The organism is Cellulomonas sp. ES6, assembly GCF_030053835.1.
Taxonomy (GTDB): domain Bacteria; phylum Actinomycetota; class Actinomycetes; order Actinomycetales; family Cellulomonadaceae; genus Cellulomonas.
In genome coordinates, this window is record NZ_CP125655.1 from 869,999 (window position 1) to 896,624 (window position 26,626).

29 protein-coding genes and 2 tRNA genes are annotated in these 26,626 nt (G+C 75.2%); 8 read left to right on the plus strand and 23 right to left on the minus strand.

Features of this window, described 5'->3' with window-relative positions:
- Window positions 1-75: 75 nt before the first annotated feature.
- Window positions 76-288 (plus strand): hypothetical protein, encoded by a 213-nt coding sequence (locus P9841_RS04130; protein WP_283320829.1) that lies wholly within the window; start codon window positions 76-78, stop codon window positions 286-288.
- Between the two features lie 33 nt (window positions 289-321).
- On the opposite strand, the gene P9841_RS04135 is transcribed toward P9841_RS04130, so the two are convergent.
- From P9841_RS04135 to P9841_RS04150, 4 genes are all read right to left on the minus strand, one after another.
- Window positions 322-1,830 carry a GH1 family beta-glucosidase gene (locus P9841_RS04135; RefSeq protein WP_283320830.1) on the minus strand — a complete coding sequence of 503 codons (1,509 nt, stop codon included), beginning with the start codon at window positions 1,828-1,830 and terminating at the stop codon, window positions 322-324.
- 291 nt (window positions 1,831-2,121) lie between these two features.
- Window positions 2,122-2,194, minus strand: a tRNA-Lys gene (locus P9841_RS04140).
- 93 nt (window positions 2,195-2,287) lie between these two features.
- Window positions 2,288-2,680, minus strand: a complete 393-nt coding sequence (locus tag P9841_RS04145; protein WP_283320831.1) for a hypothetical protein — start codon at window positions 2,678-2,680, stop codon at window positions 2,288-2,290.
- Between the two features lie 87 nt (window positions 2,681-2,767).
- Entirely contained in the window at window positions 2,768-3,064 is a 297-nt protein-coding gene (locus P9841_RS04150; protein WP_255596302.1) for a GroES family chaperonin, read from the minus strand.
- Window positions 3,065-3,200: 136 nt separating this feature from the next.
- Between P9841_RS04150 and bcp the strand changes: the two genes are divergently transcribed.
- Entirely contained in the window at window positions 3,201-3,668 is a 468-nt protein-coding gene (gene bcp, locus P9841_RS04155; RefSeq protein WP_283320832.1) for a thioredoxin-dependent thiol peroxidase, read from the plus strand.
- 39 nt (window positions 3,669-3,707) lie between these two features.
- Window positions 3,708-3,790: transfer RNA gene (locus P9841_RS04160), tRNA-Leu, on the plus strand.
- Between the two features lie 68 nt (window positions 3,791-3,858).
- Here P9841_RS04160 and P9841_RS04165 read toward each other — a convergent pair.
- On the minus strand, window positions 3,859-4,221 hold the full coding sequence (locus tag P9841_RS04165; RefSeq protein WP_283320833.1) for a hypothetical protein: 363 nt from the start codon (window positions 4,219-4,221) through the stop codon (window positions 3,859-3,861).
- A 94-nt stretch (window positions 4,222-4,315) separates the two neighbouring features.
- Between P9841_RS04165 and P9841_RS04170 the strand changes: the two genes are divergently transcribed.
- Together P9841_RS04170 and P9841_RS04175 are read left to right on the plus strand one after the other, a co-directional pair.
- Window positions 4,316-5,068: a potassium channel family protein gene (locus P9841_RS04170; RefSeq protein ID WP_283320834.1), complete on the plus strand. Its 753-nt coding sequence runs from the start codon at window positions 4,316-4,318 to the stop codon at window positions 5,066-5,068.
- 226 nt (window positions 5,069-5,294) lie between these two features.
- The gene (locus P9841_RS04175; protein ID WP_283320835.1) at window positions 5,295-6,977 is read left to right on the plus strand and encodes a methyl-accepting chemotaxis protein; all 1,683 of its coding nucleotides are present in this window, start codon (window positions 5,295-5,297) and stop codon (window positions 6,975-6,977) included.
- 75 nt (window positions 6,978-7,052) lie between these two features.
- Here the strand turns inward: P9841_RS04175 and trxA are convergent, their stop codons facing one another.
- On the minus strand, window positions 7,053-7,478 hold the full coding sequence (gene trxA / locus P9841_RS04180) for a thioredoxin (protein WP_283321849.1): 426 nt from the start codon (window positions 7,476-7,478) through the stop codon (window positions 7,053-7,055).
- Window positions 7,479-7,576: 98 nt separating this feature from the next.
- Here trxA and P9841_RS04185 point away from each other — a divergent pair, with 98 nt between their 5' ends.
- Window positions 7,577-8,131: an NUDIX hydrolase family protein gene (locus tag P9841_RS04185; protein ID WP_283320836.1), complete on the plus strand. Its 555-nt coding sequence runs from the start codon at window positions 7,577-7,579 to the stop codon at window positions 8,129-8,131.
- A 10-nt stretch (window positions 8,132-8,141) separates the two neighbouring features.
- Window positions 8,142-8,849 carry a Pr6Pr family membrane protein gene (locus tag P9841_RS04190; RefSeq protein WP_283320837.1) on the plus strand — a complete coding sequence of 236 codons (708 nt, stop codon included), beginning with the start codon at window positions 8,142-8,144 and terminating at the stop codon, window positions 8,847-8,849.
- Window positions 8,850-8,852: 3 nt separating this feature from the next.
- Here the strand turns inward: P9841_RS04190 and P9841_RS04195 are convergent, their stop codons facing one another.
- From P9841_RS04195 to clpS, 7 genes are all read right to left on the minus strand, one after another.
- On the minus strand, window positions 8,853-10,469 hold the full coding sequence (locus P9841_RS04195; RefSeq protein ID WP_283320838.1) for an ABC-F family ATP-binding cassette domain-containing protein: 1,617 nt from the start codon (window positions 10,467-10,469) through the stop codon (window positions 8,853-8,855).
- An 8-nt stretch (window positions 10,470-10,477) separates the two neighbouring features.
- Window positions 10,478-11,128 (minus strand): RdgB/HAM1 family non-canonical purine NTP pyrophosphatase, encoded by a 651-nt coding sequence (gene rdgB / locus P9841_RS04200; protein ID WP_222171913.1) that lies wholly within the window; start codon window positions 11,126-11,128, stop codon window positions 10,478-10,480.
- A complete protein-coding gene (rph, locus tag P9841_RS04205; RefSeq protein WP_283320839.1) occupies window positions 11,125-11,958 on the minus strand; it encodes a ribonuclease PH in 834 nt (277 codons plus the stop codon). Before rph ends, rdgB begins: the two co-directional genes overlap by 4 nt.
- A gap of 40 nt (window positions 11,959-11,998) precedes the next feature.
- Complete coding sequence (locus tag P9841_RS04210) at window positions 11,999-12,799, minus strand: MBL fold metallo-hydrolase (RefSeq protein WP_283320840.1); 801 nt, start codon at window positions 12,797-12,799, stop codon at window positions 11,999-12,001.
- A 129-nt stretch (window positions 12,800-12,928) separates the two neighbouring features.
- Entirely contained in the window at window positions 12,929-13,744 is an 816-nt protein-coding gene (gene murI / locus P9841_RS04215) for a glutamate racemase (protein WP_283320841.1), read from the minus strand.
- Window positions 13,745-13,754: 10 nt separating this feature from the next.
- Window positions 13,755-14,516 (minus strand): DUF2017 family protein, encoded by a 762-nt coding sequence (locus P9841_RS04220; RefSeq protein ID WP_283320842.1) that lies wholly within the window; start codon window positions 14,514-14,516, stop codon window positions 13,755-13,757.
- Window positions 14,517-14,804 (minus strand): ATP-dependent Clp protease adapter ClpS, encoded by a 288-nt coding sequence (gene clpS / locus P9841_RS04225; RefSeq protein ID WP_283320843.1) that lies wholly within the window; start codon window positions 14,802-14,804, stop codon window positions 14,517-14,519.
- Window positions 14,805-14,861: 57 nt separating this feature from the next.
- Between clpS and P9841_RS04230 the strand changes: the two genes are divergently transcribed.
- On the plus strand, window positions 14,862-16,187 hold the full coding sequence (locus P9841_RS04230; protein ID WP_283320844.1) for a nicotinate phosphoribosyltransferase: 1,326 nt from the start codon (window positions 14,862-14,864) through the stop codon (window positions 16,185-16,187).
- Window positions 16,188-16,298: 111 nt separating this feature from the next.
- Here P9841_RS04230 and P9841_RS04235 read toward each other — a convergent pair whose 3' ends face one another.
- The 10 genes from P9841_RS04235 to P9841_RS04280 form a co-directional block, all read right to left on the minus strand.
- Window positions 16,299-16,454, minus strand: a complete 156-nt coding sequence (locus tag P9841_RS04235) for a hypothetical protein (RefSeq protein ID WP_222171906.1) — start codon at window positions 16,452-16,454, stop codon at window positions 16,299-16,301.
- A 172-nt stretch (window positions 16,455-16,626) separates the two neighbouring features.
- Window positions 16,627-18,432 (minus strand): DEAD/DEAH box helicase, encoded by a 1,806-nt coding sequence (locus tag P9841_RS04240; protein ID WP_283320845.1) that lies wholly within the window; start codon window positions 18,430-18,432, stop codon window positions 16,627-16,629.
- Window positions 18,429-18,809: a DUF3039 domain-containing protein gene (locus P9841_RS04245; protein WP_283320846.1), complete on the minus strand. Its 381-nt coding sequence runs from the start codon at window positions 18,807-18,809 to the stop codon at window positions 18,429-18,431. The genes P9841_RS04240 and P9841_RS04245 overlap by 4 nt, the downstream gene beginning before the upstream one ends.
- Window positions 18,810-18,918: 109 nt before the next feature.
- Window positions 18,919-19,923, minus strand: a complete 1,005-nt coding sequence (locus P9841_RS04250) for a PDDEXK family nuclease (RefSeq protein ID WP_283320847.1) — start codon at window positions 19,921-19,923, stop codon at window positions 18,919-18,921.
- A 244-nt stretch (window positions 19,924-20,167) separates the two neighbouring features.
- On the minus strand, window positions 20,168-20,962 hold the full coding sequence (nagB, locus tag P9841_RS04255) for a glucosamine-6-phosphate deaminase (protein WP_283320848.1): 795 nt from the start codon (window positions 20,960-20,962) through the stop codon (window positions 20,168-20,170).
- Complete coding sequence (locus P9841_RS04260) at window positions 20,962-21,945, minus strand: ROK family protein (RefSeq protein ID WP_349306924.1); 984 nt, start codon at window positions 21,943-21,945, stop codon at window positions 20,962-20,964. The genes nagB and P9841_RS04260 overlap by 1 nt, the downstream gene beginning before the upstream one ends.
- 1 nt (window position 21,946) lies before the next feature.
- Window positions 21,947-22,897: a carbohydrate ABC transporter permease gene (locus P9841_RS04265; RefSeq protein WP_283320849.1), complete on the minus strand. Its 951-nt coding sequence runs from the start codon at window positions 22,895-22,897 to the stop codon at window positions 21,947-21,949.
- Window positions 22,894-23,850: a carbohydrate ABC transporter permease gene (locus P9841_RS04270; protein ID WP_283320850.1), complete on the minus strand. Its 957-nt coding sequence runs from the start codon at window positions 23,848-23,850 to the stop codon at window positions 22,894-22,896. The genes P9841_RS04265 and P9841_RS04270 overlap by 4 nt, the downstream gene beginning before the upstream one ends.
- Before the next feature lie 73 nt (window positions 23,851-23,923).
- A complete protein-coding gene (locus P9841_RS04275) occupies window positions 23,924-25,219 on the minus strand; it encodes an extracellular solute-binding protein (protein ID WP_283320851.1) in 1,296 nt (431 codons plus the stop codon).
- 104 nt (window positions 25,220-25,323) lie between these two features.
- The gene (locus P9841_RS04280; protein ID WP_283320852.1) at window positions 25,324-26,526 is read right to left on the minus strand and encodes an ROK family transcriptional regulator; all 1,203 of its coding nucleotides are present in this window, start codon (window positions 26,524-26,526) and stop codon (window positions 25,324-25,326) included.
- Window positions 26,527-26,626: the final 100 nt, after the last annotated feature.

Below are 26,626 nucleotides of genomic sequence, written 5' to 3' on the forward strand. Positions count from 1 at the left end.
TTCCGGGTGGATGCACCCGGGTGAAACCCGCCCGTCCCCCTGTGGTGAGCCGCCGAGTGGTGGGACCTTTGACCCATGGAACGGGACGAGTGGCGGATCGACGTGACCGATGCCGATGTCCGCGCCGCGAAGCGCGAGTGGGTCGCCGCCCGCGACGGCGACGCCACGGACGCCGAGGTGGCACGCCGGTACGACCTGCTGCGGATGCTCGTCCACGCGCAGGCGCAGCAGCTCGCGGACGACGTCCGGGCCCACGCGGGGCGGGCGCGCACCCCCGACGCCGACTGACCGGGACCGGGACCTCGCCCCCGGTGCCGGCGCTCAGCCCGGTGCCACCGCGTTGTCCGCGATGACCCGCTGGTAGAACCGGAAGCTGTCCTTGGGCACACGCTCCTGGGTGTCGAAGTCGACGCCGACGATGCCCCAGCGCTGCTCGTACCCCTCCCCCCACTCGAAGTTGTCGAGGAACGACCAGACGTAGTGCGCCTCGAGCGGCACCCCGTCGGCGATCGCCCGGGCGGCCTGCTGCATGTGGGTGCGCAGGTACTCCGTGCGGTACGGGTCGTCGGTGGTGAGCTCCGGCGACTCGTCGGGGATGCCGTTCTCGGTGAGCAGCAGGGGGATCGCGGGGTACTCGTCCCGCAGCCGCACCAGCAGGTCGTACAGGCCCTCGGGCCAGACCTGCTGCCACGTCGCCGCCGACGTCGGGTGGATCTCGACCTGCTCGCCGGTGACGCCCACCCCGGTGACCCCGTAGTACTGGACGGCCAGCAGGTCCGCCGGCGTGCTGATCACCTCGAGGTCCCCGTCCTGCACGAGGGCGGCGAACGCGTCGGGGTCGGCCGGGACCTGACCGGACTCCGGCCCGATCGCGTCCTGCGGGTAGGACCCCCGCAGCACCGCGTCGAGGAACAGCCGGTTCTCCCGGGCGTCCACCCGCGCCGCGGCCTCCTCGGCGCCCTCCAGCGGGTACACGGGCAGCAGGTTCAGCGCGATCCCGATCCGGCCCCGCGCCCCGCTCTCCCGGAACCGCCGGACCGCCAGCCCGTGCGCCAGCAGCTGGTGGTGCACCGCCGCCACCGCCGTCGCGGGGTCGTGGAGGCCGGGCGCCTGCGCGCCGTACCAGTGGCCGACGTACGCGTGCGTCTTGGGCTCGTTGATCGTGAACCAGTCGGCGTCCACGTCGCCGAGCGCGTCGACCACGATCCCGGCGTAGTCCGCGAACCGCGCGGCCGTGTCCCGCTGCGCCCACCCGCCCGCGTCCTGGAGGGCCTGCGGCAGGTCCCAGTGGAACAGCGTGATCGCGGGCCGGATGCCGGCGTCGACCAGGCCGTCGACGAACCGTCGGTACCAGTCGAGGCCCGCCGGGTTCACCGCACCCGTCCCGGTCGGCTGGATGCGCGGCCACGCGACCGAGAACCGGTAGGACCCGATGCCGAGCTCGGACATGAGCCGGATGTCGTCCGCCCACCGCCGGTACACGTCGGCGCCCGGGTCCCCCGTCGCCCCGCCCTTCACCTTGCCCGGCGTCGCGCAGAACGTGTCCCAGACCGACGGCCCGCGCCCGTCGGCGGTCGTGGAGCCCTCGACCTGGAACGCGGACGTGGCGGCGCCCCAGGTGTAGCCGGTGGGGAACCGCAGCGGCTCCCCGGAGGGCGCCCAGGCGGTGGGCGAGGCGGACGGCGACGGGCCCGGACCGGCCGAGCAGGCACCGAGCAGCGCCACGCCCGCGGCGGCGCCCAGGCCGAGGACGGTGCGGCGGTCGAGGACGGGGCCTCCCCGCGCCAGCAGGTCGGCGAGGGCAGGGGTGGGCGGGGTCGTGGACGGCACCGGACGCTCTCCTTCGAGGTCAGCGGCGTGGGAGCGCTCCCGCGCCGGGTGCGTCTCAGCGTAGCGACGGGACGGGGCGCACCGTGGGCGAACCGGGCGGCCGTCTCGGACGCCGGCGCGGCGGTCCCGGACGCCGGCGCCCCGCGCCCGACGCCCGGCGCCGGATGTCAGGACGCCGGACGCGAGGGCGGGCTCGGCGCCCGGCCCCGCAACCGGCCGGCGGCAACCGTCAGCACCCGCGGGACATGCAGGAGGCCCCGTCCGGATCTCACCGGACGGGGCCTCTTCCTGTGCGCCATCAGGGACTCGAACCCCGAACCCGCTGATTAAGAGTCAGCTGCTCTGCCAATTGAGCTAATGGCGCGCGGTTGAGAACGTTAGCACCGCCCCGCCGCCGGACGCGAATCCACTCCCGCCCCGGACGGCCGTTGTGGTGCACGTCACGGCTGACCTGGGCTCACGCCGGCCGCAGGCCCTCCGGCAGGGGGCCGGACGCGGCGTCCGGGTCGACCGGGAGCTCGTCGTCGGCGCCCGGTCCGGCACCCGGCTCGTCCCCGGCGGCGTCGCCGGCGTCGGCGTCGTCCGCGGCGTCGGCGTCGTCCGCGGCGTCCGCGCGCGGCTCGACCCACCACGCGTCCTCGGGCAGCCCCTCGGCGCGCAGGATCGCCTCCGAGCGGGGCTCGGCCACCGCGAGGTCGGCGAGCAGGGTCAGGGGCACGTGCTCGGCGAGCAGCTCCATCACCGTCCCCGCCGCGTCCTCGGCGACCGCCGGCGGCTCGGCCGGCCCGTCACCGTCCTCGGGTCGGCGGTCCTGCGGCTGCTCCTGCGGCCGCCCCTCGTCGTGCTCCACGGCCTCTCCCCCGGTCGCTCCAGACGACCATGGGAACACCCCCCTCGGGCCCGCGCAACAGGGCCGCCACGGCGGGGTCCGCGCTGCTCAGAGGTACAGGCCGGTCCCCTGGCCGTCACCGCGCGGCTCGGCCACCGCGTGCACGTCCTTCTCGCGGAGCAGCAGGTACGTGCGCGCCTCCAGCTCGACCTCCGCGCGCTCGTCCGGGTCGAACAGCACCCGGTCCCCGACCGCCACCTGGCGCACGTGCTGCCCGACCGCGACCACCGCGCCCCACGTCAGGCGCTTGCCCACCGCGGCGGTGGCGGGGATCACGATGCCGGCGGTCGAGCGGCGCTCCGAGGCGTCGGCGTCGAGCTGCACGAGCAGGCGGTCGTTCAGCATGCGGATCGGCAGCTCGGGACGGGCCGCGGCGGCCTCGGGACGCTGTGCACTCACCCGGCAGACGGTACCCCGCGCGCGTCGTACGCTGACCGCGCCGGGCACCCGCCCGGGCAGCCCGCAGACGCAGGAGACGACCATGCCCCGCCTCGCCCCCGGCGACACCGCGCCCGACTTCACCCTCCCGACCGCGGACGGCGGCTCGGTGACGCTGTCCGACCTGCGCGGGGAGCACGTCGTCGTGTACTTCTACCCCGCGGCCGGCACGCCGGGCTGCACCACCCAGGCCTGCGACTTCCGCGATTCGCTCGCGTCGCTGCAGTCCCACGGCTACCGCGTGCTCGGCGTCTCCCCGGACGGCGTCGAGGCGCTCGCCCGCTTCGCGGAGGCCGAGTCGCTGACGTTCCCCCTGGCGTCCGACCCGGACCGCCAGGTGCTGGAGGCCTGGGGGGCGTGGGGCGAGAAGACCCTGTACGGCAAGACGGTCACGGGCGTCATCCGCTCGACGGTGGTCGTCGACCCGCAGGGCGTCGTCGAGCTCGCCCGGTACAACGTCAAGGCGACCGGTCACGTCGCGAAGCTGCGCCGCGACCTCGGCATCGACTGACGCCGCGGCCCGGCGCTCTGGCAGAGTGACCGGGCCGACGCGGGAGTGGTGAAACGGTAGCCACGCCAGGTTTAGGTCCTGGTGCCCGAGAGGGCGTGCGGGTTCGACTCCCGCCTCCCGCACCCCAGGTGCCTCCCCGCATCAGCGCCGGCCGACCCGACGGGTTCCGGCGGCCGAGGGACCCGTCCGCTCACGAGCGGCCGTCAGGTGACCCGCCGTCCGGGTCGGAGACTTCCGTGGTCGGCGGCGCGATCATCGACCGTGCGTGCTCGCGTTGAGCGAGGTAGTCGACGGACTGCGCGAGGTACACCACCCCTGAGACGAGGAGCACCAGCCCGACGAAGGACACGATCAGCCCGACGATGATCCATGCAGACCCGTCGTCGGAAGCGCTCCACAGGCTGGAGCGCAGGGCTGCCTGGAACGACTGCCTCTGGCCCGAGTCGTAGGCGACCTGCCCGATGATCAGCAGCGTGATGCCCCAGCCGAGGTATCCGGACGACTTCGTCGGCTTCCAGCTCATGATCTCCCCCAGCTCGCGGACGGCCGGCACGACAACCGCGTCAGCCCGGTCGCATGCTCCCACCCCCGACCTCCGCGCGGAGTGGCTTCGGGACGCCGCTCCGTGCCCGAGCTAGCGTGCGCTGATGACGCGCCTCGATCGCTGGCAGGCACGCACTGAAACACCGTTGGTGTGGGCAGCGGTGGCGTTCCTCGTCGCCTACGCGGTTCCGATCGTCAGTCCCAGCTCCCCTCGCGCGCTCGTCCTGGTGTGTGGCTGGGTGATCACCGCGACCTGGGTCCTCCTCGGCGTCGACTACGTCGTGCGGCTCGTCCTGTCGACCGACCGCCGGAGCTTCGTGCGCACGAACCTGCTCGATCTCGTCACGATCGCCCTGCCCGTGCTGCGCCCCCTGCGTCTGCTGCGCCTGGTCGCGCTGCTGTCCGTCTTGAACCGAGCGGGGGCGCACACCCTGCGTGGACGCGTCGCGACCTATGTGGCAGGAGGTACCGCGCTCCTCGTGCTCACGGGGGCTCTGGCTGTCACGGACGCTGAGCGCGGCGCGGCCGGCGCCACGATCGACGGCTTCGGCGACGGCCTCTGGTGGGCAGCGACGACAGTGACCACGGTCGGCTACGGGGACGAGTACCCCACGACGCCGACCGGACGGCTCGTCGCTGTCGGCCTGATGATCGGCGGGGTGGCGCTTCTCGGCGTGGTGACCGCGTCCTTGGCCTCATGGCTCGTCGACCGGGTGGCAGCGGAAGGAGCGCACGAGGCATCGGCGACGCGAACGCAGGTCGCGGAGCTGTCCCGCCAGGTCGAGGACCTGTCGGCCAGGGTCCAGGCTCTGATCCCGGCCCCCGGCCGAGAGGACGACGACGAACCCGACCGGTGATCCCGCGTCGGCCCGCCGACCATGCCCCGTTCCCCGAGCCTCCGCCGTTCACCCGCTCGCCCCGCGCCTCACCCGCACGTGGCGACCGCGCACTCGGCGACCGGGTGAGGTGCACCGCGGTTCCTCAGTTCTCCTCTCACCCGCGCGACGAGGACGGGAGACGCGGCGGTGCAGCCTCGCAGGTGAGGCGGCCGCGGCGCGATGGCGCGACGACGAGAGGCCGGGGATGACGACGACGACCGACCGGGTGGCCGGGGCGGACGAGGACGCCGGCACGAGCCCGGACGCGAGCGACGCGCGGGAGGCGCGCGTGCCCGCGACCCCTCCGGGCCGACGGCACCCACGGGCGCCGCGCACCCCGCGGGTGCGGCGGCGCGGGCTCGGCTTCACCGGCAAGATCCTGCTGACGGTCTCGGTGGCGGTCGGGATGACGGGGCTGCTCGGCTGGGTGTCGATCCTCACGCTCTGGCAGAGCACCGCCCGGACGGAGCGGATGTACTCCGACCACGTCGCGGGGATGGTGCTGGCCAGCGAGGTGCGGACCGAGCTCGGCCGGGCACAGCAGCTGGGGGCCGACATGCAGGACGCCCTCGGCAACGGCGACCCGTTCCGCGCCTCGTCGCTGGAGCCGGACCGCGCGACGGCGCTCGACGCCGCGGCGGCCGCGCTGGACGACTACGCGGCGCTGCCGCACCTGACCGCCGAGCAGACGGACGCCGTCGAGGGCGTCCAGGCGGCCCTGACGACGTTCGGCGGCCTGGTGGCGTCCAGCCAGGGCGCGGAGACCGCCGCGCGGGAGGCCGTGCAGCGGGTCGACGACCTCATCACGCTGCAGGGCGGGCTCGCCGGGGACGCCTCGCACGCCGCGACCGCGGCGGGCGACCTCAGCGTGCGGATCGAGTTCGTGGCCCTGGCGGTCGCCGCGATCGTGCCCACGCTCGTCGCCGTGGTGGTCGCGCGGCGGCTGAGCCGGCGGATGCAGCGGCTCCAGGGCGCCGCGCAGGCCATCGCCGCGGGCGACCTGACCGGGCGGACGGACGACGACGGGCCGGACGAGATCGGCCGTACGGCGCAGGCGCTGGACCGGGCGACCGAGGCGCTGCGCACGACCGTGAGCCGCATCGACGACACCGCGCGCGCGGTCGCCGACGCGGCGGGCACCCTCGCGGGGGCCGCGCAGCAGGTCGTGGCCGAGGCGGACGGCACGGCCGAGCGCGCCGGTGTCGTCGCGTCGTCGGCCGCCCAGGTGAACACCCACGTGCAGTCGGTGGCCGCGGGGGCGGAGCAGATGGGCTCCTCCATCCGCGAGATCGCACGCAACGCCGCGGAGGCCGCGAAGGTCGCCGGGCAGGCCACGGACGCCGCCGCGGCGACGAACGCCCAGGTCAGCCGTCTCGGCGCGTCGTCGCAGGAGATCGGGAACGTCGTGAAGGTCATCACGACGATCGCGGAGCAGACCAACCTGCTGGCCCTCAACGCGACCATCGAGGCCGCGCGCGCCGGCGAGGCCGGCAAGGGGTTCGCGGTCGTCGCCGGTGAGGTCAAGGAGCTCGCGCAGGAGACCGCCAGAGCGACGGAGGACATCGCCCGCCGCGTCGACGCGATCCAGCAGGACACGGACGGGGCGGTCGCCGCCATCGCGGGGATCGCCCAGGTCATCGCGCGGATCGACGACTACCAGACCACCATCGCGTCGGCGGTCGAGGAGCAGACGGCCACGACGGCGGAGATGTCGCGCTCCGTCGGCGACGCCGCGGCGGGGTCCGGTGAGATCGCCTCGACGATCACGGCCGTCGCGGACAGCGCGCGCGAGAGCTCGACCGTGCTCGGCGGGATGAGCGCGTCGGTCGCCGACCTCGCGCGGATGGCGGAGGACCTGCGCGCCCGGATCGCGCAGTTCCGGCACTGACCTCCGGGCGCCCGACCGGGCCGGGACGCGACGACGCCCCCGTGCACGTGGTGCACGGGGGCGTCGTCGGGTGGTTCAGCTCTGCGCAGCCCCTGCGGCCGCGATCTGGGCGCGGACGTCGTCCATGTCCAGCGCCTTGACCGCGTCGACGACCTGCTCCAGGGCCGGCGCCGGGAGGGCACCCGCCTGGTTGAACACGAGGACGCCCTCACGGAACGCCATCAGGGTCGGGATCGACGTGATCTGCAGCTCGGCAGCCAGCTGCTGCTCGGCCTCGGTGTCGACCTTGGCGTGCACGACGTCGGGGTGCTGCTCCGACGACTGCTCGAAGATCGGTCCGAAGCGCTTGCAGGGACCGCACCAGTCGGCCCAGAAGTCCACCAGGACGATGTCGTTCTCGCTGATCGTCTTCTGGATGGTGTCGGCCGTCAGCTCGGTCGTGGCCATCAGTCGCCTCCTGTTGTCGGTTTGACGCCAGTAGAGCGCCCGGACCCCGCCCAGTATTCCCGGAGCCCCGGACGCCCGCGCGCGGGTCCCGCCGCCCGGGCCGTCCGCGCGTCGGGGTGTGCGCCCGGGTGCCTGCGGGGTACAACTGCCGGGTGACCGACACCGCCGACCTGCCCCCCGAGCCCGAGCGCCCCGCCGGCTGGCTGAGCCCCGAGGGCATCGCGGCCGCCCGGCGGTCGCTGCCCCTGCTGTACGTCGACGCCGTGCCGGTGCGGGTGGACGAGTCGGGCGACGTCGTCGCCGTGGGCCTGCTGCTGCGCGTGACCCCGGAGGGCGTGATGTCGCGCGCGCTCGTGTCGGGCCGCGTGATGTACCACGAGCGGGTGCGCGACGCGCTGCTGCGGCACATCGAGAAGGACCTCGGGCCGGTCGCCCTGCCGCAGGTCCCGCCGACGCCCCAGCCGTTCACCGTGGCCGAGTACTTCCCGACGCCGGGGGTGACGCCGTACCACGACCCCCGGCAGCACGCGGTGTCGCTGGCGTACGTCGTCCCCGTGACCGGAGACTGCCGGCCGCAGCAGGACGCGCTCGATCTGGCGTGGCTGACGCCCGAGGAGGCGTGCAGCGAGCAGGTGCAGGTGGAGATGAACGGCGGGCAGGGCCTCCTGCTGCGGCAGGCCATGGCGCACGTCGGCCGGATGCCCTGAGGCCCGTGCCGTGACCGCGCGCGCCGACGGAGCCGCCCCCGCACCCGGGGGCCGCGCGCCCGCGCTCGCGCGGCTGCTGCACGCGGTGCCGGCGCTGGCGTCCGGCGGCGGCCTCGCGCTCGAGATCGGCCGCGCGCTCGTCGAGGGCCCCGGCGACGCGGGGACGACCGCCGAGCGGCTGGTGCGCCTGTTCTCGTACTTCACGATCCAGTCGAACCTGCTGGTGCTCGCCGCCTCGGTGCTGCTGGTCGCGCGCCCGGCACGCGCGGGACGCCTGGTGGCGGTGCTGCACCTGGACGCGCTGCTGTGCATCGCCGTGACGGGCGTGGTCTACCACGCGGTGCTCGCGGACGGGTCGGCGAGCCTGACGCCGAGCGGCTGGACGGCCGACCTGCTGCTGCACACGGTCGCCCCGGTGACCACGTGGCTGGTCTGGCTGCTCGTCGGGCCGCGACCGCGGTTCGGCGGCGCGACCGCGGTGTGGGCGGTCGTCTACCCGCTCGCGTGGATCGCGTGGACGTTCGCCCGCGGGGCGGCCACCGGCTGGTACCCGTACCCGTTCCTCGACGTCGGCGCGGTCGGCGGGACGCGGGCGGCCCTCAACACGACCGTCGTCGCCGTGGGGTTCCTGGTGCTGGCCGTCCTGGTGCGGCTGCTGGAGCGCGTGCTGCCCGGAGCGCCCCGGGAGCCCTCCGCGGCGGACGCCCCGGCGACCTGACGCCTACAGCTCGACGGACGGCCAGTCCGCCAGGTCCGCCCGCATCGCGCGGTCGTGCGTCGCGACGACCACGGCCGCCGACGTGAGCCGCAGCGCCTCGGTCAGCTCGTCGACGAGCGCGATCGACAGGTGGTTGGTCGGCTCGTCGAGCACCAGCACGTGCGGGGCGGACACCAGCGCCGCCGCCAGCTCGAACCGCCGCCGCTGGCCCACGGAGAGCTCGCGCAGCGGGCGGTCCAGGTCCTCCTCGTCCAGCAGGCCGAGCGCGGCCACCGGCACCACGTGGGCCGGGTCGAGCGAGCCCGCCTCCAGCAGGTCCAGCGCGCGCCGGGCGGCCGCCTCGAACCCGGTCGTCCCGAGCCGGGCGGGGTTGTCGTCGTCCTGGACCAGCACGCCCAGGCGGACGCCGGGCGCGACGGCGCGGTGCCCCCGGTCGAGCGGCACCTGACCGGCCAGGGCCGCCAGCAGGGTGGACTTGCCGGCCCCGTTGGCGCCCGTCACGAGCAGCCGGCCGGCGGGCGGCAGGTCCACGCGCACACCCGGCAGGTCCAGCCGGCCGGCGACCCGCGGGGCCCGGAGCTCGAGCAGCGGACCGCCCTCGTAGCCCGCGGGGATCGACGGCAGGTCGGGGAACACGAGCGCCGGCGGCGGGACGGGCACCTCGACGGCCTCCGCCTCCAGGCGCTGCACCAGGCGGTCGGCGGCCTTGACGTGCAGGCGGGCGCGCGTCGCGCGGCGGTGCTTCTGCGAGCCCTTCGCGGGGCGCCACTCGTCGGACAGGCCCTCGTAGGACGCGTCGAGCCGCTCGGCGAGCCGCGCGGCCCGCTTGCGCTCCTGCGCGTACCGGGCGCGCCACCGGCGCAGCGCCTGGTCCTTCTGGAACCGGTACGTCGCGTACCGGGTGGCGCCGTACAGCACCGGCCGGCCGTCCATCGACGGGTCGAGGTCGAGCACGGCGGTCATGACGTCGTCGAGCAGCCGGCGGTCGTGCGTGACGATGACGACGACGCCCGGCCATTGCTGGAGCTCGGCGGTCAGGTACTCGATGCCGCCGGCGTCCAGGTGGTTCGTCGGCTCGTCGAGGAGCAGGATGTCGGCCCGCTCCGCGACGTGGCAGGCGAGCCGCGCTCGGTAGGCCTCCCCGACGCTGAGCGTGTCGAGCCGCCGCGCCGGGTCCCGCGGCGCCCCGAACCGCGTCAGCGCCTCGTCGACGCGGCGGTCGACGTCCCAGGCCGCGAGCCGCTCCGCGGCGGCCAGCGCCTCGGTCAGCTCCGCGAGGTCGCCCGACTCGTGGTCGAAGCGCGCGACGACGTCGTCCAGGCGCGCCGCGGCCGCGCGCACCTCGCCCGCGGTGCGGCGCACCAGGTCCCCGACCGTCGCGCCCGGCGGCACGTCGAGCTCCTGCTGCACCACCGCGACCGAGCCCGCGCGCCGCACCTCGCCCGCCGTGGGGACGAGGTCGCCCGCCAGCAGCCGCAGCAGCGTCGTCTTGCCGGCGCCGTTCTCCCCCACCAGCCCGACGCGGTCGCCCGACGACGCCGACACGCTCACGGTGTCGAGCACCGGGCGCCCCGGGTAGCCGAACGTGAGGGCGTCCGCGACGAGGTGGACCTCGGCCACGGGCGCGCTCAGCCGCCGGCCGCCGGACCGCCCGCGGGCGCCCCGGCGAGCACCGCGACCACGGCGGGCACGAGCGCCCGGAACGCCTGGCCGCGGTGCGAGATGCGGTTCTTCTCGTCCGGCGTCAGCTCCGCGCACGTGCGCGTCTCCCCCTCGGGCACCAGCACCGGGTCGTACCCGAAGCCGTGCTCCCCCCGCGGCTCCCGCGCGAGCGTGCCGCGCAGGTGCCCGAGCTCCACGTGCTCGGCGCCGTCCGGGGTGACGAGGGCCGCCGCGCAGGTGAACCGCGCCGCGCGGTGCTCGGGCGCGATGTCGGCGAGCTGCGCGAGCAGCAGGTCGAGGTTCGCGCGGTCGTCGCCGTGCCGGCCGGCCCAGCGCGCCGAGAAGATGCCGGGGGCACCGCCGAGCACGTCCACCGACAGCCCGGAGTCGTCCGCGACGGCGGGCAGGCCGGTGTGCCGGGCCAGCGCGCGCGCCTTGATGAGGGCGTTCTCCGCGAACGTCACGCCGTCCTCGACGGGCTCCGGGGCGCCGACGTCGCGCGCGCCCACCACGGACGCCGGGTCCAGGCCGGGCAGCGCCGGGACGAGGATCGCCCGCAGCTCGGTCAGCTTGTGGGCGTTGTGCGTCGCCAGGACGAGGCGGGCGGGCGCGGTCACGCGGGCACCACCGGGCCCGGCGCCGCCGAGCCGCCGCGCACCGTGACGGGGCCGTCCGCCACCGGCAGCGCCAGCACCTCCGCCTGGACGCGCGCGAGCTCACCGGTGCCGACCAGCGCCAGGTCGAGCAGCGCGTCCAGCTCCGCCCGGTCGAACGGCGCGTGCTCGGCCGTGCCCTGCACCTCGACGAACGAGCCCGAGCCCGTGACCACGACGTTCATGTCCGTCTCGGCGCGGACGTCCTCGACGTACGGCAGGTCCAGCACGGGGCGGCCGTCCACGATGCCGACGCTCACGGCGGAGACGGAGTCCCGCAGCACGGTGCGCCTGCGGTCCACCTGCTTCTGCGCGACGCCCCACGCCACGGCGTCCGCGAGCGCCACGTAGGCGCCGGTCACGGCCGCGGTCCGCGTGCCGCCGTCGGCCTGCAGCACGTCGCAGTCCAGCACGATCGTGTTCTCGCCCAGCGCGGCGACGTCCACGACCGCGCGCAGCGAGCGGCCGATCAGGCGGGAGATCTCGTGCGTGCGGCCGCCGATCTTCCCGCGCACCGACTCCCGGTCCGACCGGGTGGTGGTGGAGCGCGGCAGCATCGCGTACTCCGCGGTGACCCAGCCCTCGCCCGACCCCTTGCGCCAGCGCGGGACGCCGGCGGTGAACGACGCGACGCACAGCACCTTGGTCCCGCCGAACTCCACGAGCACGCTGCCCTCGCCGGCGTCGAGGTAGCGGCGGGTGATCGCGATCGGCCGCAGCGCGTCCGGGGTGCGACCGTCGGCGCGCGGGGTCGCGGGCACGGCGGACGTCGAGGTGGTGGGCTCGGTGGTCATGCCCCCGAGGGTAGCCCGGAGCGCCGGGGGCGCCGCGCGGTCAGAGGTCGACGACCGTGCCCGGCCGGGCCAGGTCGAGCGGCCCGTCGTACGCGCCGGCCGCCTCCGCGAGGCTGGCCCGCGGGTCGTTCCAGGCGACCAGGTGGGTGAGCAGCAGCCGGCGCGCGCGGCCCCGCTGCGCGGCACGTCCGGCGCGCAGCCCCGTGAGGTGCACGCCGCGGGGGGCGTCCGACGACTCCAGGTACGCGGCCTCCGCGAGCAGCAGGTCCGCGTCGCGGGCGATCGCGTCCAGCCCCGGGCACTCGTCGGTGTCGCCGGTGTACCCGAGCGTGACGGTCCGGCCCGGGTGGACGGACGACGGGCCGGACACCCGGAACCCGAACGCGGGCACGGGGTGCTCGACGGGGACGGGCTCGATCGTCAGCGGACCGACCCGGACGGCCTCGCCCGCCCGCCACGTGCGCAGCGCCAGGTGCGCGCCGGTGTCGGTGGCCGGGTCGTGGCCGGAGAGCTGCGCGAGGCGCTCGGCGGTGCCGTCCGGACCGAACAGCGGCAGCGGCGCCGTGCGGCAGCCCCGCGGGTCGTAGCGCAGCATCACGCCGAGCACGACGACGTCGGCGACGTGGTCGGCGTGCAGGTGGCTGATCGCGACCGCGTCGAGCGTCGCCGGCTCCAGGTGCCGCTGCAGGGGCCCGAGCGCGCCGTTGCCGAGGTCGAGCAGCACGCTCCACGTGCGGGTGCCGCCCTCGCCGTCCGGGCCCTCGGCCTGGACCAGGTAGCTGGACGCGGCGGAGTCCGGGCCCGGGAACGACCCGGCACTGCCCACGACGACCAGCCTCATCGGCACCTCTCCCCTGCATGACCGGCAGGACCGACGACCCTCGGCGGTCCGGGTGCCATGATGCCGTGCAGGTCGCCGCGGCGGGCGGTCGACGGTCCCGCCCCGGACGTGGCGCTCGTCACCCGGCCCTCAGCGCAGGGCGCCGCGCGCCTCCACGTGCTGCACCTCGGGGCCGAGGAACCGCCGCGCGAGGTGCGCGAACGAGTCCGGGTCGCCGGTGGCGAGGAACCGGTGCTGCGGCGGGCCCGCGGCCGGGTCCCGCTCCAGGTCGTGCGCGACGAGCGTGCGGTAGACGTCCTTCGCGGTCTCCTCGGCCGAGGACACGAGCGTGACGTCCTCGCCCATGACGTACGAGATCACGCCGGTGAGCAGCGGGTAGTGCGTGCAGCCCAGCACCAGCGTGTCGACGCCCGCGTCCTTGACGGGCTGCAGGTACTCGCTCGCCACGCTCAGCAGCTCGGGACCGGAGGTCACGCCCGCCTCGACGAACTCGACGAACCGCGGGCACGCCTGCGTCGTGAGCTGCACGCCCGGGGCGACGGCGAACGCGTCGTCGTAGGCCCGCGACTCGATCGTCGCCTTGGTGCCGATGACGCCGATGCGGCCGGTGCGGGTCGCGGCGACCGCGCGCCGCGCCGCCGGGAGGATCACCTCGACGACCGGCAGGCCCTTGCGCAGCGTGTACCGCTCGCGGGCGTCGCGCAGCACCGCGGAGGACGCCGTGTTGCACGCGATGACGAGCATCTTCACGCCCGCGTCCACCAGGTCGTCCATCACCTCGAGGGCGTGGGCGCGGACCGCCGCGAGCGGCTTCGGTCCGTACGGGGTGTTGAGGGTGTCGCCGATGTAGAGCACCGACTCGTGCGGGAGCTGGTCGATGATCGCCCGCGCGTTGGTGAGACCGCCCACCCCCGAGTCGAAGATCCCGATGGGTGCGTCGTTCACGCCCTCGATCCTAGTCCCGCCCCGGGTCGTCGTCGTGCTCCGGGGCGCCCGGGAGGTCCGCGAGCAGGCACGCCATGAGCGTCTCCTGCCACCAGCCCAGCGCGAGGAACACGGAGCCGAGGTACTGCCGGGCCTGCGCCGCGTGGTCGTCCGGGGCGGGGTCGCCGTGCACGACCTCCTGCTCGAGCCGCTCGCTCGCGTCCTCGTCGGCCACCCCGAGCCGCTCCCCGAGCACCAGCCGGACGTCGGTGAGCGTCGCCGCCAGCTCCGCGGCCCGCCCGCGCGGCACCCGGACGACCGTGCCCGCCAGGTGCCGCCCCGTGGGCGCCGGGCCGCGGTCGGCCGGGCCGCCGTCCCCGCGCGCGGCGGGGTCGGTCGTGCCGGGGGTCGCGCCGGCCGTCGTGCCGCCCACGAGCGCGTCGTGCAGCGCGCGCAGCCGCGCGAGCTTGCGCGCCCGCAGGTCGTCCTCGGTCAGCCGGCGGAACTCCGCGGTCACCTCGGGGTCGTCGCGGGACGCGTCGGGCAGCAGCCGGTGGACGGCCGGGTCGTCCGGCGCGGGCAGCGGGTCGAGGCGCAGGTGCAGCTCCTCGAGCGCGTCGGAGGGGCCGCCGGGGTCGGGATCCCCGTCGACGTCGCCGCCCCGGCCCCCCGCGCCGCCCGGGCGGTCGCCCAGCAGCTCCGCCACGTCCGCCACGACCGTCGCCAGCACCTCGCGCTCCCCGGCGTCGACCTCCGCCACCAGGTCGTCGCCCTCCCGCCGGAACGCGCGCACCTACGCGTCGCCCCGCTGGAGCGTGGCCCACAGCCCGAACCCGTGCATCGCCTGCACATCGACCTCCATCTGCTCGCGGTTGCCGGTGGACACTGCCGACCGGCCCTGCTCGTGCACCTCGAGCATCAGCTTCTCCGCCTTCGCCTGCGGGTAGCCGAAGTACGAGCGGAACACGTAGGTGACGTACGACATGAGGTTGACCGGGTCGTTCCAGACGACCGTCACCCAGGGCTCGGCGACGGCGCCCTCGGCGTGGGCGGTCTCCTCGGGTGCGATCTCCACGGACACCGGACCACTCTAGGTTCCCTGGCGGCGACGCCGCCCCCGCGCGCCTACCGTGTGCCCATGACGTCGAGCACCGCCCTGCTGACCGACCGGTACGAGCTCACCATGCTGCAGGCCGCCCTCGCGGACGGGACGGCCGAGCGCCGCTGCGTCTTCGAGGTGTTCACGCGGCGCCTGCCGCACGGGCGGCGCTACGGCGTGCTCGCGGGCACCGGCCGCGTCCTCGAGGCGCTGGCGGACTTCCGCTTCGGGCCCGAGGAGCTCGGCTGGCTCGCGCGCGAGGGCGTCGTCGACGACACCACGCTGGAGTACCTCGCGGACTACCGGTTCACGGGGACGATCACGGGGTACGCGGAGGGGGAGATGTTCTTCCCGCACTCCCCCGTGCTGACCGTCGAGGGCAGCTTCGCCGAGGCGGTGCTGCTGGAGACCGTCGTGCTGTCCGTCCTCAACTACGACTCCGCCGTGGCGTCGGCCGCGTCCCGCATGACGAGCGCCGCGATCGGCCGGCCGTGCCTGGAGATGGGTGCCCGGCGCGCCCACGAGCAGGCCGCGGTCGCCGCCGCGCGAGCCGCCGCCGTCGCCGGGTTCGCCGGGACGTCGAACCTCGAGGCCGGCCGGCGCTACGGGATCCCCACGATCGGCACGGCCGCGCACGCCTTCACGCTGCTGCACGACGACGAGGAGGCCGCCTTCGCGGCACAGGTCGCCTCGGCCGGCGCCGGGACCACGCTGCTGGTCGACACCTACGACGTGCGACGCGGCGTCGAGCGGGCCGTCGCGGCCGCCGGCCCGGGGCTCGGGGCGGTGCGGCTCGACTCCGGGGACCTCGGCGTGCTCGCGCAGGAGGTGCGCGCCCAGCTCGACGCGCTCGGTGCCCGGGACACGCGCATCGTCGTCACGTCCGACCTCGACGAGTACGCGATCGCCGCGCTCGCTGTCGCACCGGTGGACTCTTACGGGGTCGGCACGTCGCTGGTCACCGGGTCCGGCGCGCCCACGTGCGGCATGGTCTACAAGCTCGTGGCCCGCGAGGGCGCCGACGGCCGGCTCGCCCCGGTGGCCAAGGCCTCGACCGCCAAGACGTCCACCGGGGGCCGCAAGACCGCGGCACGGCGGCTGGACGGCGACGGGCGGGCGGTCGCCGAGGTCGTGATCAGCGGCGGCGACGACGCGGTGCGGGCCTGGGCGCCGGACTCCGACGACCTGCGGGGCCTCGTCGTGCCGCTCGTCGTGGACGGCGCGGTGCAGCCGGGCTGGACGGGCGCGGACGGTGTCGCCGCGGCCGCCGCCCGCCACGCCGCGTCCCGGGACGAGCTGCCCCGCGGGGCCCGGCGGCTGTCGGCCGACGAGGCGGCGCTGCCCACGGTGACGCTGACGGTCTGAGCCCGGGCGCGGGGCCCGGACGGCACGGGCCGCTGACGGCACGGGCCCGGACGCAACGGTGCCCGCGCCCCCGGGACGGGGACGCGGGCACCGGCTACCGGCGGTGGCGGGCTAGACCCGCGAGCCTCCGCGGCGCACCAGGCCGAGGATCAGGCTCACGACGAGCACCGCGATACCGATCCAGAGCAGGAACTTCGCGGCCTCGACCGCGACGCCCAGGATCAGCAGGACCACACCGATGATGATGAGGATGAGCCACGTGGGCATCTGACGATCTCCCTTCGTCCCCCTGCTCCGTGGTCCGCCGGTCGACCCGGCGGACGTCTGTCACGGGGACGACGTTCTCACCGGTCAGCGCGGTCCGCACGCCGGGAGCAGCGGTTGCGCGCCGGCCGAACCGTGGTAGTAGCAGCGCGCTGACCTGCACGGATACCGGGAGTCAGCGCTTGCCGACGAACCAGCCCCGGACCATCGACACCCGCGCCTCGAGCTGCGCCGGGTCCGCCAGCGGGACCTCCGGGCCGCCGCAGCGGCGACGCAGCTCGGCGTGCACCGCGCCGTGCGGCTGCCCGCTCCGGCGCGACCAGGCGCCCACCAGCTGGGAGAGCTCCTTGCGCAGCTCCGCCTGCCGCCGGTGGTCCATCTCGGCGCGGTCCGGCTCCGGCTGCCCCTTGCTCCGGCGGGCGTTGACCTGGCTGGCCTGGCGCTGCCGCAGCAGGGTCGTCACCTGGTCCGGGTCGAGCAGGCCGGGCAGCCCGAGGAAGTCCAGCTCCTCCTCCGAGCCGACGTCCGCGCCCGTGCCGAACTCGCCGCCGTCGAACAGCACGCGGTCGAACGACGCCTGCGCCTCGAGCGCCTCGAACGTGCCCTGCAGGGCGTCCGAGGCCTTCTCCGACCGGTTCGCGTCCGCGACCAGCGCGTCCTCCGGGTTGTATCCCTCGCCCTGCTCCTCCGCGGTCAGCGGCCGGTCCAGGGCGTGGTCGCGCTCGACCTCCAGCGCGTTCGCCAGGGCCAGCAGCGGTGCGACGCTCGGCAGGAACACCGAGGCGGTCTCCCCGCGGCGCCTGGCGCGGACGAACCGCCCGACGGCCTGCGCGAAGAACAGCGGCGTCGCGGTGCTCGTCGCGTACACGCCGACGGCGAGCCGCGGGACGTCGACGCCCTCCGAGACCATCCGCACGGCCACCAGCCAGCGGGACTCCGACGCGGAGAACTCGTCGATGCGGGCGCTCGCCCCGTCGTCGTCGGACAGCACGACGGTCGGCGACTCCCCCGTCAGCCGGGCCAGGTGGCCGGCGTACGCGCGGGCGTCCGTCTGGTCGGTCGCGATGACCATGGCCCCGGCGTCCGGCACCGTGCGCCGCACCTCCGTCAGCCGGCGGTCGGCCGCGGCGAGCACCGACGGGATCCACTCGCCGTCCGGGTTGAGGGCCGTCCGCCACGCCTGCGCGGTCATGTCCTTGGTCAGCGGCTCGCCCAGGCGGGCGCTGACCTCGTCGCCGGCCTTCGTCCGCCAGCGCATCGAGCCCGAGTAGGTGAGGAACAGCACCGGGCGGACGACGTGGTCGCGCAGCGCCTCGGAGTAGCCGTACGTGTAGTCCGCGCGGCTGCGCCGGATGCCGTCCACGCCGCGCTCGTACTCGACGAACGGGATCGCGGCCGTGTCGCTGCGGAACGGGGTGCCGGTCAGCGCCAGGCGCCGCGTCGCGCCCTCGAACGCCTCCCGCACCGCGTCGCCCCAGGACAGCGCGTCACCGCCGTGGTGCACCTCGTCGAGGATCACCAGCGTCGGCGCCGCGGTGGTGCGCGCGGCGTGCAGAGCCGGCTTCGACGCCACGCCCGCGTACGTCAGCGCGACGCCGTCGAACCCGTGACCGTGCCGGCCCTGCGCGTTCTTGAAGTTCGGGTCCAGCTTGATGCCGACGCGGGCCGCCGCGTCCGCCCACTGGTGCTTGAGGTGCTCCGTCGGCGCGACCACGGTCACGCGGCGCACGATCCGCGCCTGCAGCAGCTCCGTGGCGATCCGCAGCGCGAACGTCGTCTTGCCGGCGCCCGGGGTCGCGACCGCCAGGAAGTCCCGCGGCGACGTCGTCAGGTACTGCTCGAGCGCCTCGGCCTGCCAGGCGCGCAGCTTGCCCGCCGTCCCCCACGGCGCACGCCCGGGGAACGCCGGCGGCAGCTGCGATGCTGCCGACGTTGAGGCGTGCGAGGCGGATGAGGACGAGGGGCGCTCCGCGGCGCTCACTGTCCGCCGGAGGAGTCGCCCGAGCCCTTGCCGCGGCCGAAGCCCCAGCGGCGTCCCCCACCGCCGGACCCCTTGTCGCCGTCCCCGCCGTCCTGCGGTTCGCGCAGACCCTCGTAGATCTCCTTGCAGACGGGGCACACCGGGAACTTGTTCGGGTCCCGCCCGGGGACCCACACCTTGCCGCAGAGCGCGACCACGGGCTTGCCGGACAGCGCCGACTCCATGATCTTCTCCTTGCGCACGTAGTGCGCGAAGCGCTCGTGGTCGCCCGGCTCGACGGCCTGCTCCTGCTCGACGCGCTCGAGGAGCCCCGTCGACCCGCCGCCCGGCTCCGACAGTCGGTCCGGCTCGGTGCTCGGCGGCAGGGGCTCACTCATGCCCGCCATCGTACGACCCCCCACCCCCACACCCCCCGCGCCCACCCCCGCCCCCCGCGCCCGGCCCCGCTCCTCAGCCCGGCGAGGTCGTCACATGGGGCCGAGGTCGTCAGGTCGGCCTGACGACCTCGGCCCGAGATGACGACCTCGCGGCCGCGGGGACCCGCCGCCCGTCGCGGTCGCCCCGACCGAGCGCGCGCCGCACCCTGCCCGCCAGCGCCGCCGGGTCGCGAAGGTCGGACCAGGTGACGCGCAGGACTCGCCAGCCGGCCTCCTCGATCGCGTCCTGACGTCTCTTCTCGGCGAACACCGCGTCAGGCGCAGTGCTCCCGTATGCCCCGGAGTACTTCACGAACCCGTCGAACTCCACGACCACGCGCGGCTCGTCCCACCCGAGGTCGCCGCGGAACAACCCCAGACGGGTCGGGAGCGGGACCTGCAGGTCTGGCGCGGGGAGCCGGGCCCGCAGCAGGTGCCACCGGGTCAAGGACTCACCCGGCGACTCCGCCCGCGCATCGGCCAGGTCGAGCACCCCGCGGGCGCGGGCAGCTCCGCGACGACCGGCCCGAGCCCGCAGCAGGGCGTCGATCCGCTCCGGGTCCGCCCCGATGCGCAGGCCCGAGTCGGCGACGACGAGTGCCGCAGGAGGGTCGAGGAGGCAGGCGCAGTCGACGACGGTGCGTTCCAGGCTCGTGACAGGGAGCCCGTCGAGCACGACCTGCTCGCCGACCGGCACGGTCCCGTGGTGTCGCGCCACCGAGGCGTCGCCGTGGTCGGAGGGCCTCGAGCGCTGGACCAGGTGGGTCGTCGAGGGCACGTCCAGCAGGTCGCAACCCCACAGCAGCGCGGCGGTCTGGTGGCTGAACCACCCGGTCGCCGTCCGACGCTCGTGCACGGCCCGCACACGAGCCAGGGCCGCACGGCGGTCCCGCTCCGCCGGGGTCCGCTCGGCCGGCGGCGGCGGCAGGTACGCGCCCCGGCCGACTTTCGTCCACGCCGGATCACGACGCAGCCGACGCAGCCGTGCCTGGTCCTCCCCCTGCGCGAGGACCAGGCTCGGCAGCGGCTCACGCCGTGCGCCCGCCACCGGCCGTCCCGTCTCCACGTCTGACATCGCGCCACTCTGCCCGCCCGGCGTCACCCTGGGCCAGGCGGGGTGCACGGCCTGTGGACGACGCCGCCGCACCCTCGACCCGCCACACGAGGAGACCGTCGGTCGCGCCGCGGCCACCCGGTCGGACCGAGGTCGTCAGGTCGGGCCGAGGTCGTCATGTCCAGCTGACGACCTCGGCCGCAGCTGACGACCTGACGGGTGCGGGGCGGGCGGGGCGGGCGACCCGGGGCGACGCGGGGTGGGGCTAGATGGTCTGCCAGGCGGGCTTGGCGGCGAAGGTCTCGCGGTAGTACGCCGCGAGCTGGAGGCGGCTCGCCGCCGCCTCGTCGACGAGGACCGTGGCGTGCGGGTGGTGCTGCAGGACGGTGCCGGGCCACATGGCGCTGACGGGGCCCTCGACGAGCTGGTGCACGGCCTCGGCCTTGTGCTTGCCGGTCGCGAGCAGCAGGACGTGCCGCGCGGACATGATGGTCGCGAGCCCCTGCGTGAGGCAGTGCGTCGGCACCTGCGCGACGTCGCCGCCGAAGAACCGGGCGTTGTCCTCGCGGGTCTGGCGCGTCAGCGTCTTGATGCGGGTGCGGGACGCCAGCGACGACCCGGGCTCGTTGAACGCGATGTGCCCGTCGGTGCCGACGCCGAGGATCTGCACGTCGACGCCGCCGGACTCCGCGATGGCGGCCTCGTACGCCGCGCAGGCCGCGGGGATGTCCTCCGCGAGCCCGTCGGGGCCGTGGACGTCGGCGGGGTCGATGTCGACGCGGGAGGCGAACTCCGTCTCGATGACGTTGCGGTACCGCTCGGGGTGGTCGGCGGCGAGCCCGACGTACTCGTCGAGCATGAACGCCTGCACGCCCGCGAACGACAGGCCCTCCTGCGTGTGCCGCCGCGCGAGCTCGTCGTAGACCGCGAGCGGGCTGGACCCGGTGGCGATGCCGAGCACCGCGTGCCGCCCCTCCGCGGCGCGGGCGCGCAGCACCCGCTCGATCGTGTCCGCCGCGAGGCGGGCCAGCTCGGGCCCGGGCGCGATGACGACCTCCATCAGGACTCCCTCCGTCCGACCAGTGCGGCGCCGACGGCACCCACCGGTACTCCACGCGGCGCGAGGGTGACCCGCTCCGCCATCTGCATCGCGGCCAGGAACGCGGAGTCCCTGGCCTGTCGGTCCAGCTCGTCGCGCAGCACGGCGAGCAGCGGCGCGCCGAGCTCGCTGACGCCGCCGCCCACGACGACGTGCGCGACGTCGGTGGTCAGCAGCAGCACCCGCACCGCGGCGGCGAGCGCGTCGGCGAACCGGGCCCGCACCGCGAGCGCCGCGGGGTCCCCGGCCTCGGCCGCCTCGAACAGCGCGACCGGCGCGGGCCGTCCGTCGGACGTCGGCCACGCGGCGCCGAGCGCGCTGCCGGACGCGTACTGCTCGAGGCAGCCGCGCTGGCCGCACGGGCACGGCAGCCCGCCGGGGACGTGCACGAGGTGCCCGATCTCCCCGGCCACGCCGCTCGCGCCGCGCCGCAGCCGGCCGTCCAGCACGAGGCCCGCCGCGAGACCGGTGCCGAGCGCGAGGAACGCCAGGTCGGGCGCCGGGTCGGGCAGCAGGTGCGCGGCGCCGACGGCGGCGACGTTGAGGTCGTTCTCGAGCCGCACCGGCACGCCGTCCAGCAGGCCGGACACCTGCGCGGCCAGCGGGACGGAGCCCTCGATGCCGAGGTTGACGGCGTGCTCGACGCGCCCGGCGCCGGGATCCACGATGCCGGGCAGGCCGATGCCGACGCCCGCGAGGTCGGCGACGGCGAGCCCGGCGTCCGCGACCAGCCGGTGCACGGCCTCGGCGGCGGTGGCCGCGACGGCGTCCCCCCCGGGGCGCGACGCGAGCCGCAGCCCGGGTCCGCTGGTGCCCTCGGGGTCCACGAGCACGCCGAGCGTCTTGGTGCCGCCGACGTCGAGCCCGACGGACCAGCCGGCGGACGCGCCGGTCGTTGCCGGCCCCGGGCCGCTCGCCCGGGACCGCGTGATCACCTCGTCCACGTCAGCCCTTCACCGCTCCGGACACGAGCCCCGAGGTCATCCTGCCCTGGACGACGAGGAAGAACACGATGACGGGCACGGCGATGAGCGTGGACGCCGCCATGACCTCGCCCCAGTCGACGCCGCGGTTGGTGCTGGCGGCCAGGAACGAGCGCAGCCACAGCGGCAGCGTGCGCGCGGACTCCGCGGGCAGGGCGACCAGCGCGACGGTGAACTCGTTCCACGCCTGCAGGAACGCGTACACCCCGGACGCCACGAGCCCGGGAGCCAGCAGCGGGAACGTGATCCGCAGGAACGCCCGGGTGCGCGACAGGCCGTCCACCATCGCGGCCTCCTCGAGCTCGATGGGCACGCCGGCCACGAACCCGCGCAGCATCCAGATGGTGAAGGGCACGACGGCCGCGGTGTACAGCACCGAGACGCCGATGACGCTGTTGAGCAGCCCGGCGGTCGACAGCATCTTGTACTGCGCGATGAACAGGCCCTCGGCGGGCAGCATCTGCACGAACAGCACCGCCACGACGAACGTCAGCCGCCCGCGGAAGCGGAACCGGCTGATGGCCAGCGCGGCCAGGAACGCGAACACGAGCACGGCCACCACGGTCGTGCCGGTGATCGCGAGGCTCATGCGCAGCGCCGACCCGAACGAGCCGCCCTCGAGCACCGAGCGGAAGTTGGCGAGCGTCGGGCTGGTCGGCAGGAACGACGGTGTCGCGGACCGCAGGCGCGCGTCGGGCGTCAGCGCGGACAGCACCATCCAGTAGACGGGGAACGCCCACAGGGCGGCGACCGCGATGCCGAGTGCGCCGAGCAGCACGCGGCCGAGGCGGCGGCGCAGGCGGGGTCGCGCGGCGGGGCGCCGGCTGACCGGCACGGCCGGGGTCCCGCCGCGGGCGGCCCCCGCGGCCACGGGGCGGGCCGGCGCGGCGGCGCCGGTCTCGACGGAGCTCATCGGTCCTCCTTGAGCAGGCTGCGGACGTAGGGCCAGCTGAGCAGCACGGTGAGCGCGAGCACGAAGATCGACACCGCCGCCGCGCCCGCGAAGTCCTGCCGGCCGATGCCGAGCTCGAAGATGAAGTTGCCCAGCAGGTTCGTCTCGCTGACCGGGGCGCCGCTGTCCTGCAGCAGGCGGATCTGCGCGAACACCCGCAGGTCCCAGATGATCTGCAGCAGCAGCACGATCGACAGCACGGGCCGCACGAGCGGCATGGTGACGTACCAGAAGATCTGCGCGGGCCGGGCGCCGTCGATGCGGGCGGCCTCGAGCACCTCGTCGGACACCTGCGTGAGCGCGGCGTAGACGGACAGCGCCACGAACGGCACCGACATCCAGACGATGACGACGGTGGCGACGAAGAAGAACGACAGCGGCTGCGCGAGCCACGAGTGCCCGGCGTACGAGTCGAAGCCGACCTGCACGAGCAGCCAGTTGACGACGCCGGTGCGCCAGTCGAACAGCCACTTCCAGACGGTGACGGCGGCGACGAGCGGCATCGCCCACGCGAGCAGCAGGGCGACCTGGAGCACGACCCGCACGACGGGGTGCACGGCCTTCATGAGCAGCGCGAGCAGCACCCCGATGCCGACGGTGACGAACGCGTTGACGAGGCAGAAGGCGACGGACCGCACGACGACCGCCCACAGCGCGTCGTCGCTGAAGATGCGGGCGTAGTTGTCGAGGCCGACGAAGGTGGGCGGCTGGCCGAACTGCTGCGCGAGCCCGAACTCCTGCAGCGACGTGACGACCTGCCAGAACAGCGGGTAGCCCATGCCGAGCAGCAGGACGGCGACGGCGGGCACCAGCAGGACGTACGGGGTGGCGCGGGGGCCGCGGCGCCGGCGGGCCGCGGGCGGCGCGGCCGGGGAGGCGGCGGGGGGCGCGGGGCGCGCCTCGGTGGTGGACATGCGTTCTCTCCTGACGGGCGACGTGCCGGCCGGCGCCGGCCGCGGGGCGCTGGTCCCCGCGGCCGGCGGTCGGTCACCGGCCGTTCAGCATCGGCGTGATCTGCTCGTCGTACTGCGCGGCGAGCTCGGTCACGTCACCGCCCTCGGCGATCTTCTGGAACAGCTCCTCGTAGACGAACGCCGCCTCGACCGCGGCCCAGCCCGGCGCCGCCGGGGTGAGCTTGGACGCCGCGGCGGTGTCGATCATCGTCTGCGCGAACTCGTCGTCGCCGAGCGAGGAGACGTACTGCGAGTTGGCCGGCCCGAGGCCGTTCTCGCCGAGCATCTGCTGGTACTCGGGCGAGAAGATGATCCGCATGAGGTTCTCGGCCAGCTCCGGGTGCTGGGACTTCGCCGAGATCGCGATGTTCGAGCCGCCCGCGAACACCGGCGCGAGGCCGCCGTCCGCGCCCGGCAGCGCGAAGATGCCGAACTTGTCGGTGTCCGCCATGCCGTCGCGGACCTCCTCGCCGGCGTCGTTCGTCGTCAGGTCGCCGATGGACCAGCGGGCCCAGCCCGGCGCCATGATCGTCGCGGCGGCCGGCGCTGCGCCGTCGGTGCCGTCGTTGAGGAAGTCCCAGTAGGCGACGTCGCGCTCGGTGGCCGGCACGTTGGACGAGCCCTCGTACACGGCCTGCCACTGCTCGAGGCCCTCGATCGTCTTCGGGTCGGACAGCGTGGAGGTCCACTCGCCGCCGTCCTCGGTGGCGAGCTCGCCGCCGTTCGCGAACACCCACGAGATGCCGTTGCGCCAGTCCTGGCCGCCGATGGCGAACCCGGACTGCGAGTCGGTGCGGAGCTTGGTGACGTCCTCGGAGAACTCGGCGAGGGTCGTCGGCGGCTCGAGGCCCGCGGCCGACCAGATGTCCTTGCGGTAGAACATGTAGCGCGAGCCGAAGTAGTACGGCAGCGCGTAGTTCTTGCCGTCCGCCTTGCCGACCTCGACGAACGAGGGCAGCAGGTCGTCACCGCCGAGCTCGTCGTACAGCGGGGTCAGGTCGCGGAACGCGCCGATCGTGGTGAAGGTCGGCGACTGCGTGTTGCCGATCTCGACGACGTCGGGGGTGTTCTCGGCGTCCGGCAGCGCGGTGGTCAGCTTCGTGACGAGGTCGCCCCACTCCTGCTCCTCGATGGTGAGCGTCGAGCCGGGGTTCTCCTCCTCGAACGTCGTCTTGAGGTAGTCGCGCAGCTCGTCGGGCGTGTCCGCGCCGGCGAGCCAGAGGGTGATGTCCGCGGCCTCGGGGGTGCCGTCCGACGACGTCGAGCCGCCGTCGTCGCCCGACGAGCACGCCGTGAGCGCGAGCGTCGCCGCCACACCGACGGCTGCCATCCGTACGATCTTCACGTTGGTGTTCCTCCCTGATGCGAGGCGAGGCCCGTCCGGGCGTCGCCGGGGTGGTGGTACCGGCACTGCAAGCGGTCGGCTCGGGGTCGTCACGTGACCCCGAGCTGACCGGACAGCACGAGCGCCGCGGCGCCGGAGAGCGCCCCGTCCTCGTCCAGCGAGCCCATCCGCAGCACGAGGTCCTGCCCCAGCAGGGGCATGGTCCGGGCCCGGACGGTGGCGAGCGCCTCCACCCTGAGGGCTCCGTCGAGCAGCTCCGGGGGACCGGAGAGCAGGACCTCGGCGAGGTTGAGCGCGCTGACGACGGGAGCCAGGGCGATGCCCAGCTTCCGTCCGACCGACGCGAGCACCGCGTCGGACTCCTCGGGGGTGCGGCCGGCCGTGGCGCGGCGCAGGGCGGGCAGGGAGAGCAGGGTCTCCAGGCAGCCCTCGCGCCCGCACGCGCAGGGCTGCGGCAGCGGGTCGCCGGCGCGGACGTCGCGGTCGTCGACCACGGTCACGTGCCCGATCTCCCCGGCCGCGTCGGCCCGGCCGCGCACGAGCGCGCCGTCCAGGACGATGCCGGCGCCGACGCCCTGCCCGACGGTGACGACCATGAGGCCGGTGCCGGTCGCGCCGCCGTAGGTGTACTCCCCCAGCGCGTGGACGTTCGCGTCGTTGGCGACCTGCACCGGCACGCCGAGGCGCTCGGTGAGCAGCGCGGCCAGGGGCAGGTCGTACCAGCCGCGGTTGGGGGCGGCCACGACGAGGCCGGTGGGGTCGATGACGCCGGGCGACCCGATGCCGACACCCACGACGGGCCGGTCGGCCGCGGCGAGCAGCTCGCGGCACAGGTCCTCGAGCACGGCGACGGCCGCGTCCCCGGTGCGCCCGTCGAGCGAGACGGCGCGGCGCGCGACGACGGCGCCGGTGAGCGTCATGACGGCGCCGCGCAGGCTGGCGTCGTCCGCCAGGTCCACGGCGACGACGTGGAACTCCTCGGTGCGCATCCCGACGAGCGTCGCGGGCTTGCCGACGCGGCCCTCCGGCCGGAGTCCGAGCTCCTGCACGAGGCCCTCGGAGATGAGGACGGACACGAGGTCGGAGACGGTGACCCGGGTGAGGCCGGTGCTGCGGGCGAGGTCGGCGCGCGAGGAGGGCCCCTCGTGGAACAGGTGCTGCAGGACGAGCGCGCGGTTGTGCGCCCGGGCGTGCTCGGGGAGCACCTTGGTGGTGGGCCGCAGCGCGCGCCCCACCCCCCGCGGTGCGGGTGCCCCGGGACGCGTCGTCCGCGTCGTCTCTGTCGCCGACATGTTTGTTAGTAGACCTTCCTTACTAACTACCGTCAAGCAGTTCCTGTGACCGTGACCACATCGTGACCGGCCGTTCACCGCCCTGACATCCGCCTCCCGG